This window comes from Frigoribacterium sp. PhB116 (assembly GCF_004364285.1).
Taxonomy (GTDB): Bacteria; Actinomycetota; Actinomycetes; order Actinomycetales; family Microbacteriaceae; genus Frigoribacterium.
In genome coordinates this window covers 1-18,024 of the sequence record NZ_SOBE01000001.1, presented here as the reverse complement: position 1 = coordinate 18,024, position 18,024 = coordinate 1, and the positions used below count along the sequence as shown (strand labels likewise).

Here is an 18,024-nt window from a genome sequence, read left to right as displayed (position 1 = left end):
CTACGGGCGCTTGCGCTTCTCGCGCACGCGCATGTTCACCGTGATCGGGGTGCCCTCGAAGCCGAAGATCTCGCGCAGGCGACGCGTGATGAAGCGGCGGTACTGCGGGTCGAGGAACCCGGTCGTGAAGAGCACGAAGGTCGGCGGGCGGTTGGCCGCCTGCGTGCCGAACAGGATGCGCGGCTGCTTGCCGGAGCGCAGCGGGTGCGGGTGCTCGGCCACGAGCTCCGCCAGCAGGGCGTTGAACTTGCCCGTGGGGATGCGGGTGTCCCACGACTCGAGCGCGAGCTCGAGGGCCGGCACGAGCTTCTCGAGGTGACGACCGGTGCGGGCCGAGATGTTCACGCGCGGCGCCCACGACACGTGGTCGAGGTCCTGCTCGATCTCGCGCTCCAGGTACCGACGACGGTCGTCGTCGAGCAGGTCCCACTTGTTGAAGGCGAGCACGAGCGCGCGGCCCGACTCGAGCACCAGGTCGATGATGCGCAGGTCCTGCGTCGAGATGGGCTCGGTGACATCGATGACGACGACGGCGACCTCGGCCTTCTCGAGCGCGGCCGAGGTGCGGAGCGACGCGTAGAAGTCCGCGCCCTGCTGCAGGTGCACGCGCTTGCGGATGCCGGCGGTGTCGACGAAGGTCCAGATGCGCCCGGCGATCTCGACCTGCTCGTCGACCGGGTCGCGGGTGGTGCCGGCCAGCTCGTTGACGACGACGCGCTCCTCGCCCGCGGCCTTGTTCAGCAGCGAGCTCTTGCCGACGTTCGGGCGGCCGAGGATGGCGACGCGGCGGGGTCCGCCGATCTCCTCCTTCGCGACCGTCGAGACCGCGGGCAACTTCGTCATGATCATGTCGAGCAGGTCGGCGACGTTGCGGCCGTGCAGGGCCGACGCGGGGAACGGCTCGCCGAGGCCGAGGGTCCAGAGCGAGGCCGCCTCCAGGTCCTTCCGGGCGTCGTCGCTCTTGTTGGCGACCAGGATGACCGGCTTGTGCGAGGCGCGCAGCATGCGGACGACGTGCTCGTCGGTGGACGTGGCCCCGACGTTGACGTCGACGACGAACAGGACGGCGTCGGCCAGGTCGACGGCGATCTCGGCCTGCATCGCGACGGACTTGTCGATGCCGATCGCGTCGGGCTCCCACCCGCCTGTGTCGACGAGGGTGAAGCGGCGTCCGCCCCACTCGGCCTTGTACGAGACGCGGTCGCGGGTGACGCCCGGCTTGTCCTCGACGACGGCCTCGCGGCGGCCGAGGATGCGGTTGACCATGGCGCTCTTGCCGACGTTGGGGCGGCCGACGATGGCGAGCACCGGCAGGGCCGGGGCGTAGGTGAGGGCGTCGGGGTCCCACTCGCCGCCCTCGAGGACGTCGACGTCTTCGTCGTCCAGCTCGTAGTCGGACAGACCGGCGCGGAGGGCGCGGGCGCGCTGCTCCGCATCTTCGTCGGGCATCGCCTGGATGCGGCCGACCATCTGGTCGTCGAGCTCGGGGTACTTGTCGTCGTCTGCCATGGAGGCTCCTAGCGTGTGGGGGTGCTCGCTCGCACGAGCTCGACCACGGCCTGCACCGTCTGGTCGAAGTCGAGATGGGTGGAGTCGACGGTCGACACGCCCTCGGCGGCGGTCATGAAATCGACGACCTTGCTGTCCAGCCGGTCGCGGGTCGACAGCTGCCGAGCGGTCTCCTCGGCGGACTGCCCGGTGACCTCGGCGGAACGCCTGGCCATCCTAGCCTCTTCGGTCGCCGTCAACAGGATGCGCACCTGGGCGTCCGGCGCGACGACCGTGGTGATGTCGCGGCCCTCGGTCACGATGCCGGGCCGGTCGGTCGAGGCGATGATGCGGCGGAACAGGTCGACCATGAAGCGCCGCACCTCCGGCAGCTTCGCTACGTGGCTCACGGCGCCGGTCACGCGGGGCGTGCGGATCTCGTCCGTGACGTCCGTTCCTCCCACGGTCACCGAGGAGGCGCGGGCCGGGTCGATCTCGATCGCGTACGCGAACGAGGGCAGCGCCCCGATCACCGCGTCCGGGTCGTCGAGGTCGACGCCGCTGTCGAGCGCGTGCAGGGCGAAGGCACGGTAGGCCGCGCCGGTGTCCTGGTAGTCGTAGCCGAGGGCCACGGCGGAGGCGCGGCTCACGCTGGACTTGCCGCTGCCGGCCGGCCCGTCGACGGCCACGACGACGTGCCGGTGCACCGCCTCCGCGGTCCGCTCGCGCAGCTCGGCGGTGTGCGCCTCGCCGGCGGGGCCGCCCACGCCGTGCTCGCCGGGGGTGCGCTCGACGTCGACCTCGACGCCCGAGTCGGCCGAGTCGGCCGAGCCGGTCGCCTCGTCGCGTGCGGCGCTCATGCGAACGCCCCGGACACGGTCCAGCCGCGCCCCTCGAGCTCGGCGACGAGTCGTTCTTCTTGTTCGGGCACGATGCTGACCTCCGCGAGTCCCACCTGCGCGCCGGGCGAGTGCTCCAGCCGCAGGTCTTCCAGGTTGACGCCGATGTCGCCGATGTCGGCGAGCAGGCGGGCGATCTGGCCCGGGGCGTCGTCGACGATGACGACGACCGAGCTGAACCGTGTCGACTGCCCGTGCTTGCCGGGCAGACGTGCGACGCCGGTGTTGCCGGCGCCGATGGCCTCGGCGACCGTGCGGCGAGCGCCCGGGGCCGAGGGGTCGGCGAGCGCCGCGATCACGCCGTCGAGGTCGTCGCGCAGCTCGCGCAGCACCTCCACGACGCGGGACGCGTTGGCGCCGAGGATCTGCACCCACAGGGCCGGGTCGCTGGCGGCGATGCGCGTGACGTCGCGCACTCCCCCGCCGGCGAGCCCCAGGGAGGCGTCGGTCGCGTCGCGCAGGCGGGTCGCCATGAGGCTCGACACGACCTGCGGCACGTGGCTGACGAGGGCGACGCCCGCGTCGTGCTCCTCCGGCGTCATCTCGATCGGGGTGGCGCCGAGGTCGAGGGCGAGGTCCTCGACGGCCGCGGCGCGGCGGTAGCTGATGTCGTCGTGGCCGGCGATGACCCACGGGCGGCCGGCGAAGAGGTCGGCGCGGGCCGAGATGGCCCCGCCACGCTCGCGACCGGCCATGGGGTGGGAGCCGATGTAGCGCGAGACGTCGGCGCCGCGGGCACGGAGCTCGTCGAGCGGCGCGACCTTGACCGAGGCGACGTCGGTGACCAGCGCCTCCGGGTAAGCGTCGAGCTCGCGGTGGACGATCTCGGCCGTGACGTCGGGCGGCACGGCGACGACGACGAGCACGGGGGCGTCTCCCTCGGCGGCGACGCGACCCGCGCCGTAGTCGACGGCGAGGCTACGGGCCGCAGGCGAGGCGTCGTCGAGGATCACGTCGACCCCGTGCTCGCGCAGCCGCAGCCCGATGCTCGTGCCGAGCAGGCCCGAGCCCACGATCCGCACCTGGCCGTCGAGACGGCGCGTGCCGCCGACGAGGTCGTCGACGGTCGCACCGGGTCGTGCCGATCCCGTGCTCGCGTCAGCGACGCTGAGGTCCGTCGAGGAGGCGCGGGTCGGGTCGGTCACGAACGCCCGCCCCCGCGGGGACCACGTCCCCCGTCGTCGGGGCGGCCACGGAACGGACGGTCGCCACCGCGCTCGGGGCGTCCGCCGCGGTCGTCGCGACCCTGGTAGCCGCCGCGCTCGGGACGTCCACCGCGGTCGTCGCGACCGGAACGGTCGTCACGGCCCTGGTAGCCACCACCGGCAGGACGACCACCACGGTCATCGCGACCCTGGTAGCCACCACCTGCAGGACGACCACCACGGTCATCGCGACCCTGGTAGCCCCCACCTGCAGGGCGTCCGCCACGGTCATCGCGTCCCTGGTAGCCGCTGCCAGCCGGGCGCCCGCCGCGGTCGTCACGGCCCTGGTACCCGCCGCGCTCGGGGCGTCCACCGCGGTCGTCACGTGCACCACGGTCGTCACGCCCCTGGTAGCCGCCACCAGCCGGGCGTCCGCCACGGTCGTCACGGCCCTGGTAGCCACCGCGCTCCGGGCGTCCACCGCGGTCGTCACGTGCACCACGGGCGTCGCGGCCCTGGTAGTCGCCGCGGTCGTCGCCGTCGCGGGCGCTGCGGTCCTCGCGGCCGCCGCGGCCGGATCCGGGTCCGCCGGCACGGACGCCGGAGGGGCGGCCGGTGCGCGGGTCCTTGGGCAGGTCGCGGTTCGGGTACCCGGCGGCGCGTTCCTCGCCGGGGCTCAGCGGGCGGTCCCCGCCACGGGGAGCGGCACCGCGGTCATCGCGCGACACGTAGCCGCCGCGATCCGGGCGTCCGCCACGGTCGTCGCGGGACACGAAGCCGCCGCGCTCGGGACGGGCCCCACGGTCGTCGCGACCCTGGTGTCCGCCACCGGAGGGGCGTCCGCTGCGGTCGTCGCGACCCTGGTAACCGCCGCGCTCCGGACGCGCACTACGGTCGTTACGCCCCTGGTACCCGCCACGGTCGTCGCGACCCTGGTATCCGCCGCGCTCGGGGCGCGCACTGCGGTCGTCACGACCCTGGTATCCGCCGCCGGCGGGACGTCCGCCGCGGTCGTCGCGACCCTGGTACCCGCCGCGCTCCGGGCGTCCGCCACGGTCGTCACGAGCAGCCCCGCCGCGAGCACCGGAGCCCGGGCGATCGCCACGAGGCGCGTAGCCGCCACGGTCCTCGCGAGCGGCGTAGCCCCCGCGGTCACTGCGATCGTCACGACCCTGGTAGCCGCCACGCTCAGGGCGGCCAGCGCGGTCGTCGCGCGCCGGGCGCCCGCCGCGGTCCGCGCCCTGCTCGCGGCGTCCTGCCTGCTCGCGCCGCACCTCCGCGCGTCGCGACACGGGGGCGTCGCCCTTGCCGACGCCTGCACGGGGGCCGGCACCGGGCACGCGGCGACGGGCGTCGCGGGCATCGGTCTCGGGGTCGTACTCGTCGTCGTCCTCGTCGTAGAACTCCTTCTCGACCTCGTCCGCGTCGAGGGCGACCTCGACCACGTCGGCCTCGTCGACCGGCGCGTCGCCGCTCTCGATCGTGGGGACGGAGTCGACCTTCGGCGACGGCGAGGCGTCGCGCGCGATCGTGAGGATGGCGCCGAGCTCGGTCTTGTTCAGCGAGCGCACGTGGCCCGCCTTGAGGGTGCCGAGGTGCAGGGGGCCGAACGAGCGGCGCACGAGGTCGATGACGGGGTGGCCGACCTCCTCCATCATGCGGCGGACGATGCGGTTGCGCCCCGAGTGCAGGGTGATCTCGACCAGGGACGAGTCGGCGGAGCGCGACAGGCCCGCGCCTCCTGCGACGACGGCTGCACGGTCGGCGGCGATCGGGCCGTCCTCGAGGTCGACGCCGGCGAGCAGCTGCGCCAGCACGGCGGGCGTGACGACGCCGCGCACCTTGGCGATGTAGGTCTTGGTGACGCCGAACGAGGGGTGCGCCAGCACGTGGGCGAGCTCGCCGTCGTTCGTCAGCAGCAGCAGGCCGCTGGTCTCGACGTCGAGGCGGCCGACGTTGAACAGGCGCTCCTCGAAGTCGGAGGTGAACTGACGCAGGTCGGGGCGGTCGGCCTCGTCGCTCATCGTGCTGACGACGCCGACGGGCTTGTTCAGCATCACGTAGCGACGCGTCGTGTCGAGCTGGACCGCGGCGCCGTCGACGACCACCTTGTCCCTCTCGGGGTCGATGCGGCGACCTGCCTCGGTCACGACCTTGCCGTTGACGGTGACGCGGCCCGCGGCGATCAGGTCTTCGGAGACACGGCGCGAGGCGACGCCCGCGGCGGCCATGACCTTCTGCAGGCGCTCGCCCGTGGGCAGGTCGTCGTCGGGGGTGGTGGTGGGGTCAGATGACATCGTCGAATCCTCCGGATCCGTCAGGGAGGAGCGGGGAGATCAGCGGGAGCTCGTCGAGCGAGGCGATGCCGAGGTGGGTCAACAGGAGATCCGTCGTTTCGTAGGTGAGGGCGCCGGTCTCGGGGTCGGTGGACGACTCCGTGACCAGGCCGCGACCCACCAGTGTACGGACGACCGAGTCGACGTTCACCGCGCGGATCTGCGCGATGCTGCTCCGGGTGATGGGTTGCTTGTAGGCGATGACCGCCAGCGTCTCGAGAGCCGCCTGCGACAGTCTGGACGGGTTCTCCGTCAGCACGAAATCGCGCACGACGGGATCCAGCTCTTCCCGCACGTAGAAACGCCAGCCGCCACCGACCTCGCGCAGCTCGAAGCCGCGCCGGGGAGTGCCGTCGACGCCGTCGAAGTCAGCGACCAGGTCGGCCACCGCACGGCGCACCTCCGCGGTCGGTCGGCCCACGGCGGCGGCCAGCGACAGGAGCGACTGAGGCTCGTCGGCGACCAGCAGCACGGCCTCGAGGGCCCGGGCGGTCGCACGGTCGTCGTGGGTGCGGTCGCGCGGCTCGTCGTCGACGACGCTGCGAGCGGAGGAGGCGGTCGTCGCGTCAGCCGTCATAGTCGGCCCCCAGCGAGTCCAGCGCCTCGTCGGTCCAGTGCTCGGCCACCCAGCGCACGCTGAGCTCGCCGAGCGGCTCGACCTGCTCGAACGCGAGCGATCCGTGCCGGTACAGCTCGAGGAGCGCGAGGAACCGCGCGACGACGACGCCCTTCTGGTCGACGTCGGCCACGAGCTCGCGGAACGTCGCGACCCCGGCGCGGCGCAGCATCGCGACCACCCAGGCGGCCTGCTCGCGGATGCTCACGAGCGGGGCGTGCAGATGGTCGAGGCCGACCGTCGGCACGGCCTGGGGCGTCAGGGCGAAGGCGGCGAGCGCCGCGAAGTCGTCGGGCGAGAGCGTCCACACGAGCTCGGGCGTCGTGACGCGGTACTTCTCCTCCAGCCGCACGGTGCGGGGGTGGCGGCGGGACTCGACGGCGCCGCGCTCGGCGAACCACTCGGCCGCCTGCTTGAAGGCGCGGTACTGCAGCAGCCGGGCGAAGAGCAGGTCGCGCGCCTCGAGCAGCGCGACGTCTTCTGCGTCGACGAGCTCGCCCTGGGGCAGCAGGCCGGCGACCTTGAGGTCGAGCAGGGTCGCGGCGACGACGATGAACTGGCTGGCCTGGTCGAGGTCCTCGTCGGTGTCGACGGTGCGCAGGTAGGCGATGAACTCGTCGGTGACGGCGCTGAGCGCGACCTCGGTGACGTCCATCTCGCGCTTGCCGATCAGGGTCAACAGCAGGTCGAACGGGCCGCTGAAGTTCTCGAGGACGACCTCGAAGCCCCGCACCGACGGACCGGCTGCGGGATCGGGGGCGCCGCTCGGGTCGGCGGCGACGACGGGGGCCTCAGGCTGCGGCACCACGCGCGATCAGCTCTCGGGCCAGCTGGCGATAGGCCTGCGCCGCCGGGTGCTCGGGGGCGAACTGGGTGATGGGGATGCCCGCGACCGAGGCGTCGGGGAACTTCACGGTGCGGCCGATGACGGTCTCGAGCACCTCGTCGCCGAACGCGTCGACGACCCGCTCGAGCACCTCGCGGCTGTGCAGGGTGCGCGAGTCGAACATCGTCGGCAGGATGCCGTCGAGGGTGATGGCGGGGTTCAGCCGGTCACGGACCTTCTCGATCGTCTCGACGAGCAGGGCCACGCCGCGCAGGGCGAAGAACTCGCACTCGAGCGGGATGAGCACGCCGTGGGCCGCGGTGAGGGCGTTGACGGTAAGGAGGCCGAGCGAGGGCTGGCAGTCGATCAGGATGACGTCGTACTCGGCGCTGACCTGGCGGATGATGCGGGCGAGGATCTGCTCGCGGGCGACCTCGTTGACGAGGTGCACCTCGGCTGCCGAGAGGTCGATGTTCGCCGGCATGACGTCGAGGTCGTGCACGCGGGTCGGCACGATCACGTCGTGCGCGTCCTTGACGGAGCCGATCATGAGGTCGTAGATCGTGGGCTGGTCGTGCGCCTGCACGCCCAGACCCGCGGTGAGGGCGCCCTGCGGGTCGAAGTCGATGGCGAGCACGCGACGGCCGTACTCGGCGAACGCGGCGCCGAGGTTGATGGTGGTCGTGGTCTTGCCGACGCCGCCCTTCTGGTTGCAGAGGGTGATGATGCGCGCGGGGCCGTGGCCGTCGAGTCGCTCGGGGACGGCGAACTCGGTGCGCGGGCGACCGGTGGGACCGTTCGCGGGGACGGTCGTCGGAGCGCTCTCGAAGAGGGCGGGCGTGCTCGAGGTCGACTTGGTGCTCACACGTCGATGGTACCGGCGGCCCTCTGCCCGGCCGGGCTGACGCGCCCGTCCCGCGGGCAGGAAGCCTCATGCGGCGGATGAAGGTAGTGCCTGGTCAGGAGGCAGGTCGGAGGGCCCGCGGGTGGGCTGTGACGTACATGTCGCGCAGGGCGTCCGCCGTCACGAGCGTGTAGATCTGCGTCGTCGCGACGGACGAGTGGCCGAGCAGTTCCTGCACCACCCGCACGTCGGCGCCGCCCTCGAGCAGGTGGGTCGCGAACGAGTGCCGCAGGGTGTGCGGCGAGACCTCGACGTCGAGCTCCGCCCGCTCGGCCGCGGCCTGGATGACGAGCCACGCGCTCTGCCGAGAGAGGCGCGCACCCCGCGCACCGAGGAACAACGCGGGCGTCGCGTCTCCTCGCGCCGAGAACTCGGGCCGGCCCCGGACGAGCCACGCGTCGAGCGCCCGCCGCGCGAAGCTGCCCACGGGCACGATCCGCTGCTTGCCGCCCTTGCCGAAGAGCCGCACGACGTCTCCCCCGTCGATGACGTCGTCGACGTTGAGCGCCACGGCCTCGCTCACGCGGGCGCCCGTCGCGTACAGCAGCTCGAGCAGCGCCTTGTCGCGCACGCGAGCGGGCTCGTCGCCGTCGGTGGCGGCCAGCAGGGCCTCGACCTGGGCGACCGATATCGCCTTCGGCAGGCGCGAGGGCAGCTTCGGCGGGCGGACGCCGGCCGCGACGTCGACGGCGACCAGCCCCTCCTCGTGCAGGAACCTGTGGAGGCCCCGCACCGACGAGAGCACCCGGGCCACGCTGGAGGCGCGCAGAGGGTCGTCCGCACGGGTCGCCAACGCGGCGGGGAACGCCGCGACGTCCGCCGGCGCGACCTCCTCGACGGAGGCGCGTCCCGCCTCCTCGAGGTGCGCCGCCCAGAGCACGAGGTCGCGTCGGTACGCGGCCGTGGTGTTCGGGGACAGGCCGCGCTCGACCGTGACGTGCCTCAGGTAGCGGGCCACCGCCTCCTCGATCGAGGTCATCCTGCGCTCGTCCCGACCGACCGCCGCCGCGTCGTCAGCGGCGGGCGGCGACGGTCGCGGCCAGGGCCGCGATGCTGAGGATGGAGTTGTGCAGGCGCCCGGCCAGCACGCCGTCGACGATCTCGTCGAGGGCGACCCAGCGCTTCTCGATGTCGGCTTCCTCGTCGGTGCGGTCGAACGCCGCGTCGGTCGCGCTGACGCCGGTCGCCCGGTAGACGGTGACGAGTTCGTCGTTGCCGCCGGGGCTCGTGTGGAACGAGACGAGCTCGTCCCAGTCGGTCGCCTCGAGGTCGGCCTCCTCGGCCAGCTCGCGCTTGGCCGCGTCGAGCTTCGACTCGCCCTCGGCGTCGAGCAGGCCGGCAGGCAACTCCCAGTCGCGGGTGCGGATCGGGTGCCGGTACTGCTTGATGACGAGCACGCGGTCGTGCTCGTCGACCGCGAGCACCGCCACGGCGCCGGTGTGCGCGACGTACTCGCGCGTCATCGGCGAGCCGTTGTAGTCGACGACGTCGCGGACGACGTTCCAGACGGCGCCCTCGAAGACCGTCTCGGAGGAGGTGACGGTCGGGTCGGCGGGCTCGTCGCGGAGCAGCTCGGAGTCGGCCACGGCTCAGGACCGCCCGGGGGCTGCGGCCTCGGCCGCGCCGTCGGTCGGGTCAACGGCCGCAGCGACCGCGTCGGCACGGGTCTCGCCCGCGTCGTCGCCCTCGTCCGCGAAGAGGCGGCTCGAGTTCTGGCGCTCGAGCGACGCCCCGACGAGGCCGCTGAACAGCGGGTGCGCGCGGTTGGGGCGCGACCGCAGCTCAGGGTGCGCCTGGGTGCCGATGTAGAACGGGTGCTCGGCGCGGTCGAGCTCGACGTACTCGACGAGGGTGCCGTCGGGCGAGGTGCCCGAGAACACGAGGCCCGCGTCGGCGATCTGCTGGCGGTACTGGTTCGAGACCTCGTAGCGGTGGCGGTGACGCTCGTCGACCAGCTCGGAGCCGTACAGCTCGGCCGCGAGCGAGCCCGGCTGCAGGGCTGCCGGGTACAGGCCGAGGCGCATCGTGCCGCCCAGGTCGCCGTCGGCGATGATGTCGACCTGCTCGGCCATCGTCGCGATGACCGGGAACTCGGTGTCGGGGTCGAACTCGGACGAGGAGGCGCCGGCGAGGCCCGCCTTGTCGCGGGCGTACTCGATGACCATGCACTGCAGGCCGAGGCAGAGGCCGAGCGTCGGGATGCCGTTCTCGCGGGCGAACTTCAGCGCGCCGAGCTTGCCCTCGATGCCGCGGATGCCGAAGCCGCCGGGCACGCAGATGCCGTCGACCTGCGACAGCGCCGCGGCGGCGCCCTCGGGAGTCTCGCAGTCGTCCGACGGGATCCACACGAGCTTCGCCTTGGCCTGGTGGGCGAACGCACCGGCGCGGAGGGCCTCGGTGACCGACAGGTAGGCATCGGGCAGGTCGATGTACTTGCCGACGAGGCCGATGGTGACCTCGTGCTTCGGCTGGTGCACCGCGTCGAGCACGGTCTGCCAGCCGGACCAGTCGACCTCGCCGGCCTTCTCGGCCAGGCCGAGGTGGCGGATGATGTACGAGTCGAGGCCCTGTTCGTTGAGCATCGAGGGGATGTCGTAGATGCTCGCGACGTCCTTCGCGTTGACGACCGCATCTTCGTCGACGTCGCACATCAGCGCGATCTTGCGCTTGTTCGCCTCGCTGACGGGGCGGTCGCTGCGGAGCACGAGGGCGTCGGGCTGGATGCCGATCGACCGGAGCGCCGCCACGGAGTGCTGCGTCGGCTTCGTCTTCTGCTCGCCCGACGCGCCCATGTAGGGCACCAGCGAGACGTGCACGAAGAACACGTTGTTCCGCCCGAGCTCGTGCCGCACCTGGCGGGCCGACTCGATGAAGGGCTGGCTCTCGATGTCGCCGACCGTGCCGCCGACCTCGGTGATGATCACGTCGGGGGCGACGTCGCCCTCGGCCTGCTGGCGCATGCGGCGCTTGATCTCGTCGGTGATGTGCGGGATGACCTGGACGGTGTCGCCGAGGTACTCGCCCCGCCGCTCCTTCGCGATGACGGTCGAGTAGACCTGGCCCGTCGTGACGTTCGCGGCCTGGTCGAGGTCGATGTCGAGGAACCGCTCGTAGTGCCCGATGTCGAGGTCGGTCTCGGCGCCGTCGTCGGTGACGAACACCTCGCCGTGCTGGAACGGGTTCATCGTGCCCGGGTCGACGTTCAGGTACGGGTCGAGCTTCTGCATGACCACGCGCAGCCCGCGCGCCGTGAGCAGGTTGCCGAGGCTCGCGGCCGTCAGGCCCTTGCCGAGCGACGAGACGACGCCGCCGGTGACGAAGATGTGCTTGGTCACACTGCTCTTCGTGACGCTGGAGGAGTTGCTACCGGACGAAGGAGACTCCGAAGGGCCACCTCCGTCGATCGAGGAGGAATCAAGGCCCGAGTTCTCAACGTTCACCACGGGATTCCATCCTATGTCACGCGGGGCCGGTCAGCCACCGCTGCCTGTTACGAGTGTGTGACGGCGCGGCCGGCCGAGGCGAGCTCGAGCAGCTCGCGGGCGTGGTCGAGACCGCTGGCGCTGTCGGGCAGCCCCGAGAGCAGCCGGGCCATCTCGGCGACCCGCTCGTCGCCCTCGAGCTGCTGGACGCTGCTCGCGGTGACCTCGCCCGACGCATCTTTGACGACGCGCAGGTGGTTGGTGGCGAACGCGGCGACCTGGGCGAGGTGGGTCACGACGATGACCTGGGCGCGCTCGGACAGCGCGGCGAGCCGGCGGCCGATCTCGATCGCGGCCGACCCGCCGACGCCGGCGTCGACCTCGTCGAAGACGAAGGTCGGCACGTCGCTCGACCCGGCCATCACGACCTCGAGGGCGAGCATGACGCGCGAGAGCTCGCCTCCCGAGGCGCCCTTGCCGAGCGGCCGGGGCTCGCTGCCCGGGTGCGGGCGCAGCAGCAGCGACACGACGTCGGCACCGGTGCTGCCGAGCTCGTCGCGCGGCGTGACCTCGACGACGATCTCGGCACCGGCCATGGCGAGCGCGGACAGCTCGGCGCTGACGCGCTCGGACAGGTCGGCACCGGAGGCGCGGCGCAGGTCGCTGAGGACCCCGGCCCTGGTCTCGGCCTCGGCCCGGAACTGCGCCACCTCGTCGTCGAGCGACGCGAGCCGGTCGTCGTCGCCGTCCAGCTCGACCAGGCGCTGGCTGCCCGCGTCGAGCAGCCGCAGCACGTCGTCGAGGCCGGGGCCGTGCTTGCGCATCAGCGACGTCAGCTCGGCGCGCCGGGTCTGGACCGCCTCGAGGTCGCCCGCGGCGTCGGCGTCGAGGCCGCCGAGGTAGCTCGACAGGCGCGACGAGGACTCGGACACCTGCACGCTGACCTCGGCCAGCAGGTCGGCGATCGGCGCGAGCGCGGGGTCGTGCGGGGCGACGCGCTCGACCTGTCGCCGCGCCTCCTCGACGAGGGAGAGGACGTCGCGAGTGCCGTCGACGGCGTCGGTGGAGAGGATCTCGTGCGCGAGGCCGGCGGCGAGCCGCAGGTCTTCGGAGTTGCTGAGCCGGTCGGCCGTGGCGTCCAGCTCGTCGAGCTCGCCGGCCACTGGAGCCGCCGCCTCGATCTCGTCGATGGCGGCGCGCAGCGCGTCGGCCTCGGCACGGCGCTCGTCGCGGTCGCGGGTGATCTCGGCGAGCTCGTCACGGGCGGCCGTCCAGGCCTCGAACGCAGCCCGGTAGGAGGCGGCGGCCGCGGCCAGGGGCGCGCCTCCGTGGGCGTCCACCGCCGCCCGCTGCGCCTGCGCCGACTTGAGGCGGATCTGCTCGGACTGCCCGTGGACGACCACGAGGTGGTCGGCGAGGTCGCCCAGCACGCCGATCGGGGCGGACCGACCGCCCACGACGGCCCGGCTGCGGCCCTCGGCCGAGACGACGCGGCTGAGGAAGAGCTCGCCGTCGTCGACGTCTCCCCCGGCGTCGCGCACGCGCTCGACCACGGCGCCGTCGGCCGGGACGACCCACCGGCCGTCGACGACCGCCTGGGCGCTGCCCGAGCGGACGATGCCGCTCTCGGCGCGCTGGCCGAGCAGCAGGCCGAGCGCGGTGACGACCATGGTCTTGCCGGCGCCGGTCTCGCCGGTCACGGCGGTGAAGCCCGGCCCGAGGGGCAAGGTCGCACGCCCGATGACGCCGAGGTCGCGGATCGCGATCTCCTCGATCACGACGCGTCTCCCTGCTCGGGGCCGCGCCAGCCGGTCACGGGGAGCTTGAACTTGGCGACGAGGCGGTCGGTGAACGGCCCCTGTCGCAGGCGGGCCAGCAGCACGGGCTGGTCCGAGCGCGTGCACTCGACACGGGCGCCGGGCGGCAGGTCGTGCTCGCGGCGCCCGTCGCACCAGAGGATGCCGCGGCCGTCGGTGCGGCTCATCACCTCGACGGCGAGCGTCGAGTCGGGGCCGACCACGAGCGGCCGCGCGAAGAGCGCGTGCGCGCTGAGCGGCACGAGCAGCAGCGCCTGGACCTCGGGCCAGACGACCGGCCCCCCGGCGGAGAACGAGTAGGCGGTCGACCCGGTGGGGGTCGACATGACGACCCCGTCGCAGCCGAACGACGAGAGGGGGCGCCCGTCGACCTCGATGACGACCTCGAGCATCCGCTCGCGCGACGCCTTCTCGACGGTCGCCTCGTTCATGGCCCAGGTGCGCCAGACGACCTCGGAGCCCTCGACGACGCGCACGTCGAGGGCGAAGCGCTCCTCGACGTCGTAGTCGCGCGCGACGACGCGTGACACCGCGTACGCCATCTCGTCTCGCTCGCTCTCGGCGAGGAACCCGACGTGGCCGAGGTTGACCCCGAGGATCGGGGCACGTGTGCCCCGGACGAGCTCGGCGGCCCGGAGGATGGTGCCGTCGCCGCCGAGCACGATGACGCACTCGAGGGCGTCGAGCGCGACGTCCTCGCCGAGGATGTCGACCGGCTCGATGTCGGGCGCCGCGGTCTTGATGTCGTCCCACTCGTCACGCGAGAGCACGGGCACGACGCCGGCGCCGACCAGGAGCGCGCAGACCTCGAGGGCGGCGTCGAGCGAGTCGCGTCGCCCGGTGTGGGAGACGACGAGGATGTGCCGTGTCGTCGTGTCGATCTGTCTCACGCTCCCGTCGTGCTCTCGGACCTGCCGAGCCATTCTGTCGGATTCGACCCGTGACGAGCCGAGAACCGGACGACGTACTCCTTGTTGCCCGCCGTCCCGACGATCGGTGAGGGGATGATCCCCGCCGTGCCGAGGCCCAGGTCGTGGGCCGCCCAGAGGACTCCGGTGACGGCCTCGTTCCGCAAGCGGGCGTCGTGCACGACGCCCTCGCGGATGCCCTGCCGCCCCACCTCGAACTGCGGCTTCACGAGCAGCACGAAGTCGCTGTCCACAGGCACGCTGGCGACCAGCGCGGGCAGCACCATCGTGAGAGAGATGAACGACAGGTCGGCGACGACGAGGTCGATCGAGGAGGCGCGGTCGCTGAGGCCCCGCAGCTGGCCGGCCTCGAGGTAGCGCGCGTTCACGCCCTCGACCACCGTGACGCGCTGGTCGCTGCGGATCGAGGGCGACAGCTGGCCGTGCCCGACGTCGAGCGCGACGACGTGGTCGACGCCCCGCTCGAGCAGCACCTGCGTGAAGCCGCCCGTCGACGCGCCCACGTCGAGCGCCGTGCGACCCCTCGGGTCGACGTCGAAGGCGTCGAGCGCCGCAAGGAGCTTGTGCGCCGCGCGGCTCACGTAGTGGTCGAGGCCGGCCACCTCCACGGTGTCCGATTCGACTACGCGGGTCGACGCCTTGACGGCGCCCGAGCCGTTCACCGTGACGAGGCCGTCGGCGAGGAGGCGGGCGGCGTGCGTGCGGGAGCGCGCGAGCCCCCGAGACGCGAGCGCCGCGTCGAGACGCTGACCGGCCCGCTCCGCCGGCTCGGCGGACGAGGCGGCGTCCTCCGGCTCCTCGATGCGGACGGTCACCGACCACCCGGGCTGTCGTCGGCCTCGCCGGTGTCCCCGCCCGTGCCCTGGAGCGCGACCCGCAGCTCGTCGTGCACGGCGCCGAACGCGACGGCACGCTGGTCGAGAGGGAGGGCCTCGATCGTCCGGAGGCGTCCTGCCAGCCCGGCCGTCGCCTCCTCGTCGGACGTCTTGTCGACGGACCTCGGCTCCTGCTGCATGGTGTCGTCCACCCTACTCACCGGGGTGCAGGGCAGGGTCGATGTCGAGGCCGTAGATCGCCCGGCCGGTGCCCCACACGGCGTGCGCCCCGGCTCGCAGCAGGTCGACGGGGTCGCCACCGGCCGCGAGGACCCGGACGACGCCGCCGCGGACGGCGACGCGGGCGTCGCGCACGGTGACCACATGGACGTCGTCCTCGTCGTGCTCGACGATCTCGGGATACGGCTGGCTCAGCTCGCGCAGGTCGCCGACGATGAAGTCGGGCCGCGAGCCCTTCTCGGCCGCGAGCACCTGCTTGGCGCCGTCGATGCCGGTCAGCACGAGCACGGAGACGAGCCCGGCACGACGGGCGCCGAGGATGTCGGTGTCGAGCCGGTCGCCGATGAACATCGCGGTCGTGGCGCCGAAGCGCTCGACGGCCGCGGTGAAGATCGGCGTCTCGGGCTTGCCCGCGGTCACGGGCAGACGGCCCACGGCGGTGTGCACGGCGCTGACGAGCGTGCCGTTTCCGGGTGCGGTGCCGCGCTCCTGGGGGATGGTCCAGTCGGTGTTCGTCGCGATCCACGGGATGTCCGCCGCGAGGGCGAACGAGGCCTCGGCGAGGTCGGACCAGCCGACCTCGGGGCTGAACCCCTGGACGACGGCCGCGGGCTCGTCGTCCGCTGACCTCGTGACCCGGAAGCCCTCGGCCTCGAGCACGGAGGTGAGCCCGTCTCCCCCGACGACGAGGACGGTCGAGCCGGCCGGCACCGCGTCGACGAGGAGGCGCACGGCCGCCTGCGGGGAGGTCACCACGTCGTCCGCGGTCACCTGCAGCCCGTAGCCGCTCAGCTGCGCGGCCACCGTGGCCGCGGTGCGCGAGGCGTTGTTGGTGATGTAGCCGACCCGGTGCGTCTCGGCCGCCGCGGTGAGGCTCTCGACGGCGTGGTCGATGGCGACGGACCCGCGGTACACGACCCCGTCGAGGTCGGCGAGGACGGTGTCGACGCCGTCCAGGGGCGTGGGGCCGTCAGCCACGGTGCTCGGGCTCCGCGTCCGTGTCGAGCGCGTCGTCGGAAGCGGGCTCCTCATCAGAAGCGGGCTCCTCATCAGAAGCGGGCTCCTCATCAGAAGCGGGCTCCTCATCAGCAGCAGGCTCCTCATCAGCAGCAGGCTCCTCATCGGGAACGAGCTCCTCATCCGGAGCAGGCGCCTCGCCTGTCTCGGACGCGTCGTCAGCCGTAGGCTCCTCGAGCGGCACGGACTCGTCCTCGGCGTCCCACGACTCGTCGAGCTCGAGCTCCTCCTCGACGACCTCGACGGTCTCCCGGTCGTCGTCGCCGTGGTGAGCCTCGAGCGCCGCGTCGGCTCGCTCGGCCAGCGTGCGCCACTCCTCCGCGTCACGATCGCGACCGAGGTCCTCGAGGACGGTGGCGTACGCGTCGAACAGGGCCGGGCTGTACTCGAACGCGCGGCGGCGGTCGAGCTGCGGGATCTCGAGCTCGCCGAGCGCAGCGTCGGGCTGGCCGAGGTCGAGCCGAGCACCGCTCATGGCGATGGCCAGCGAGACACGGACTGCCGGTGCGAGGGTCGAGACGTCGACCGATCGCCCGAGCTCGAGAGCGCGCTCGGGACGCCCCAGCCCGCGTTCGCTGTCGACCATCAGTGGCAGCTGGTCGTCTCGACCGGTGATGCGCCGATAGGTCCGCAGCTCGCGCAGCGTCAGTGCGTAGTCCCCCACCGTGTACGCCGTGATGGCGATCGTCTCGCGAACGACACCGATGCGACCAGCGCGACGACCGGCCGACAGCGCGTGCTTGTGAGCCTCCTCCGGCTCGTCCTCGATGAGGCGCCCCGCCATGACGAGGTGCTTGGCCACCCAGTCGGCGTTCTCCTTGCTCAGCGTCTTCAGCTCGCCTCGGGCGACCTTGTCCAGGTCGCGGGGCTCGACGTCGTCGGGGACGTGCGCGACTTCCTGCGCCGGCCGGACCGACTTCAGGCCGTAGGGATCGCGATCCTCAGGCGTCTCGCGGTTCCCCTGGTATCCGCTCGAGGCACGTCCACCGGTGGAGGGACGTCCACCACCCGTCGACGGTCGACCGCCGCCACCGGTGGGCGGACGCCCACCACTCGAGGGACGACCGGAACCGGTCGAGGGACGACCGCCGGTCGAACCCGCACGACCGCCAGACGAGGGACCGCCTCGACGGTCTCCCCCACCCTGCGGCCGACCCGAGGAGGCGCGGTCCCCGTACGCAGGACGCTCACCGCGCTGGGGCCGGTCGCCCCGGGCCCCGCGGTCGCCGCCCGACGGGCGCTCCCCCCGCGCACCGCCGTCACGCCCGGAGGACGCGTCTCGTCGGGGTCGGTCGGGTCGGTCGTCGTCGCGGTCGCTCACGGAGATGCTCCTCGTTCTGTCGTGCAGGCAGCTGTTGTGTTGTGGGGGCTCGCACCCCGGAAGTCGATCGGCAAGGACGAGCGGTGCTCGCTGCGGCCGAGGTACGAGACTACCAACGGATGCGCCCGAGGCGAGCCAGCATCTCTCGCCGACTGTCGGCTTTAAACAAGAAGAGCCCCTCCAGTGGAGGGGCTCTTCTATCAAAAGGAGTCCGGCGGTGTCCTACTCTCCCACAAGGTCCCCCTTGCA

General features: G+C 72.8%; 15 protein-coding genes and 1 pseudogene. All 16 read right to left on the bottom strand.

The features are described from left to right. Complete coding sequence (gene der / locus EDF20_RS00080; RefSeq protein ID WP_123545333.1) at positions 1 to 1,509, bottom strand: ribosome biogenesis GTPase Der; 1,509 nt, start codon at positions 1,507 to 1,509, stop codon at positions 1 to 3. A gap of 8 nt (positions 1,510 to 1,517) precedes the next feature. After that, positions 1,518 to 2,195 (bottom strand): (d)CMP kinase, encoded by a 678-nt coding sequence (gene cmk / locus EDF20_RS00075; RefSeq protein WP_133738040.1) that lies wholly within the window; start codon positions 2,193 to 2,195, stop codon positions 1,518 to 1,520. Positions 2,196 to 2,344: 149 nt separating this feature from the next. Further along, complete coding sequence (locus tag EDF20_RS00070) at positions 2,345 to 3,532, bottom strand: prephenate dehydrogenase (RefSeq protein WP_123545331.1); 1,188 nt, start codon at positions 3,530 to 3,532, stop codon at positions 2,345 to 2,347. Positions 3,533 to 5,049: 1,517 nt separating this feature from the next. Next, positions 5,050 to 5,829, bottom strand: a pseudogene (locus EDF20_RS15970) (pseudouridine synthase); the annotation flags it as partial. Further along, a complete protein-coding gene (scpB, locus tag EDF20_RS00060; RefSeq protein ID WP_123545329.1) occupies positions 5,819 to 6,445 on the bottom strand; it encodes an SMC-Scp complex subunit ScpB in 627 nt (208 codons plus the stop codon). The gene scpB and the pseudogene EDF20_RS15970, both read right to left, overlap by 11 nt. Beyond that, complete coding sequence (locus EDF20_RS00055; protein ID WP_243833388.1) at positions 6,435 to 7,217, bottom strand: segregation/condensation protein A; 783 nt, start codon at positions 7,215 to 7,217, stop codon at positions 6,435 to 6,437. Before EDF20_RS00055 ends, scpB begins: the two co-directional genes overlap by 11 nt. 58 nt (positions 7,218 to 7,275) lie before the next feature. Continuing rightward, positions 7,276 to 8,175, bottom strand: coding sequence for a ParA family protein (locus EDF20_RS00050; RefSeq protein WP_133737338.1), 900 nt, complete (start codon positions 8,173 to 8,175; stop codon positions 7,276 to 7,278). Positions 8,176 to 8,269: 94 nt separating this feature from the next. After that, positions 8,270 to 9,193, bottom strand: coding sequence for a site-specific tyrosine recombinase XerD (locus tag EDF20_RS00045; RefSeq protein ID WP_133737337.1), 924 nt, complete (start codon positions 9,191 to 9,193; stop codon positions 8,270 to 8,272). A 34-nt stretch (positions 9,194 to 9,227) separates the two neighbouring features. Continuing rightward, the gene (locus tag EDF20_RS00040) at positions 9,228 to 9,800 is read right to left on the bottom strand and encodes an NUDIX hydrolase (protein WP_233568906.1); all 573 of its coding nucleotides are present in this window, start codon (positions 9,798 to 9,800) and stop codon (positions 9,228 to 9,230) included. A gap of 3 nt (positions 9,801 to 9,803) precedes the next feature. After that, complete coding sequence (locus tag EDF20_RS00035) at positions 9,804 to 11,549, bottom strand: CTP synthase (RefSeq protein ID WP_133737336.1); 1,746 nt, start codon at positions 11,547 to 11,549, stop codon at positions 9,804 to 9,806. A gap of 155 nt (positions 11,550 to 11,704) precedes the next feature. Next, entirely contained in the window at positions 11,705 to 13,414 is a 1,710-nt protein-coding gene (gene recN, locus EDF20_RS00030; protein WP_133737335.1) for a DNA repair protein RecN, read from the bottom strand. Further along, entirely contained in the window at positions 13,411 to 14,334 is a 924-nt protein-coding gene (locus EDF20_RS00025) for an NAD kinase (RefSeq protein ID WP_123547159.1), read from the bottom strand. The genes recN and EDF20_RS00025 overlap by 4 nt, the downstream gene beginning before the upstream one ends. Before the next feature lie 5 nt (positions 14,335 to 14,339). Further along, complete coding sequence (locus tag EDF20_RS00020) at positions 14,340 to 15,185, bottom strand: TlyA family RNA methyltransferase (RefSeq protein WP_133738039.1); 846 nt, start codon at positions 15,183 to 15,185, stop codon at positions 14,340 to 14,342. Positions 15,186 to 15,193: 8 nt separating this feature from the next. Next, positions 15,194 to 15,397, bottom strand: a complete 204-nt coding sequence (locus tag EDF20_RS00015; protein WP_133737334.1) for a hypothetical protein — start codon at positions 15,395 to 15,397, stop codon at positions 15,194 to 15,196. A gap of 13 nt (positions 15,398 to 15,410) precedes the next feature. Beyond that, positions 15,411 to 16,469 carry an HAD-IIA family hydrolase gene (locus EDF20_RS00010; protein ID WP_133737333.1) on the bottom strand — a complete coding sequence of 353 codons (1,059 nt, stop codon included), beginning with the start codon at positions 16,467 to 16,469 and terminating at the stop codon, positions 15,411 to 15,413. Then, the gene (locus tag EDF20_RS00005; protein ID WP_243833304.1) at positions 16,408 to 17,256 is read right to left on the bottom strand and encodes a hypothetical protein; all 849 of its coding nucleotides are present in this window, start codon (positions 17,254 to 17,256) and stop codon (positions 16,408 to 16,410) included. The genes EDF20_RS00010 and EDF20_RS00005 overlap by 62 nt, the downstream gene beginning before the upstream one ends. Between the last annotated feature and the right edge of the window lie 768 nt (positions 17,257 to 18,024).

Excerpts from the sequence above, each read along its gene's own strand:
- der (WP_123545333.1), bottom strand. The coding sequence starts at position 1,509 with ATGGCAGACGACGACAAGTACCCCGAGCTCGACGACCAGATGGTCGGC.
- scpB (WP_123545329.1), bottom strand. The coding sequence starts at position 6,445 with ATGACGGCTGACGCGACGACCGCCTCCTCCGCTCGCAGCGTCGTCGAC.
- EDF20_RS00045 (WP_133737337.1), bottom strand. The coding sequence starts at position 9,193 with ATGACCTCGATCGAGGAGGCGGTGGCCCGCTACCTGAGGCACGTCACG.
- EDF20_RS00015 (WP_133737334.1), bottom strand. The coding sequence starts at position 15,397 with ATGCAGCAGGAGCCGAGGTCCGTCGACAAGACGTCCGACGAGGAGGCG.
- EDF20_RS00010 (WP_133737333.1), bottom strand. The coding sequence starts at position 16,469 with ATGAGGAGCCCGCTTCCGACGACGCGCTCGACACGGACGCGGAGCCCG.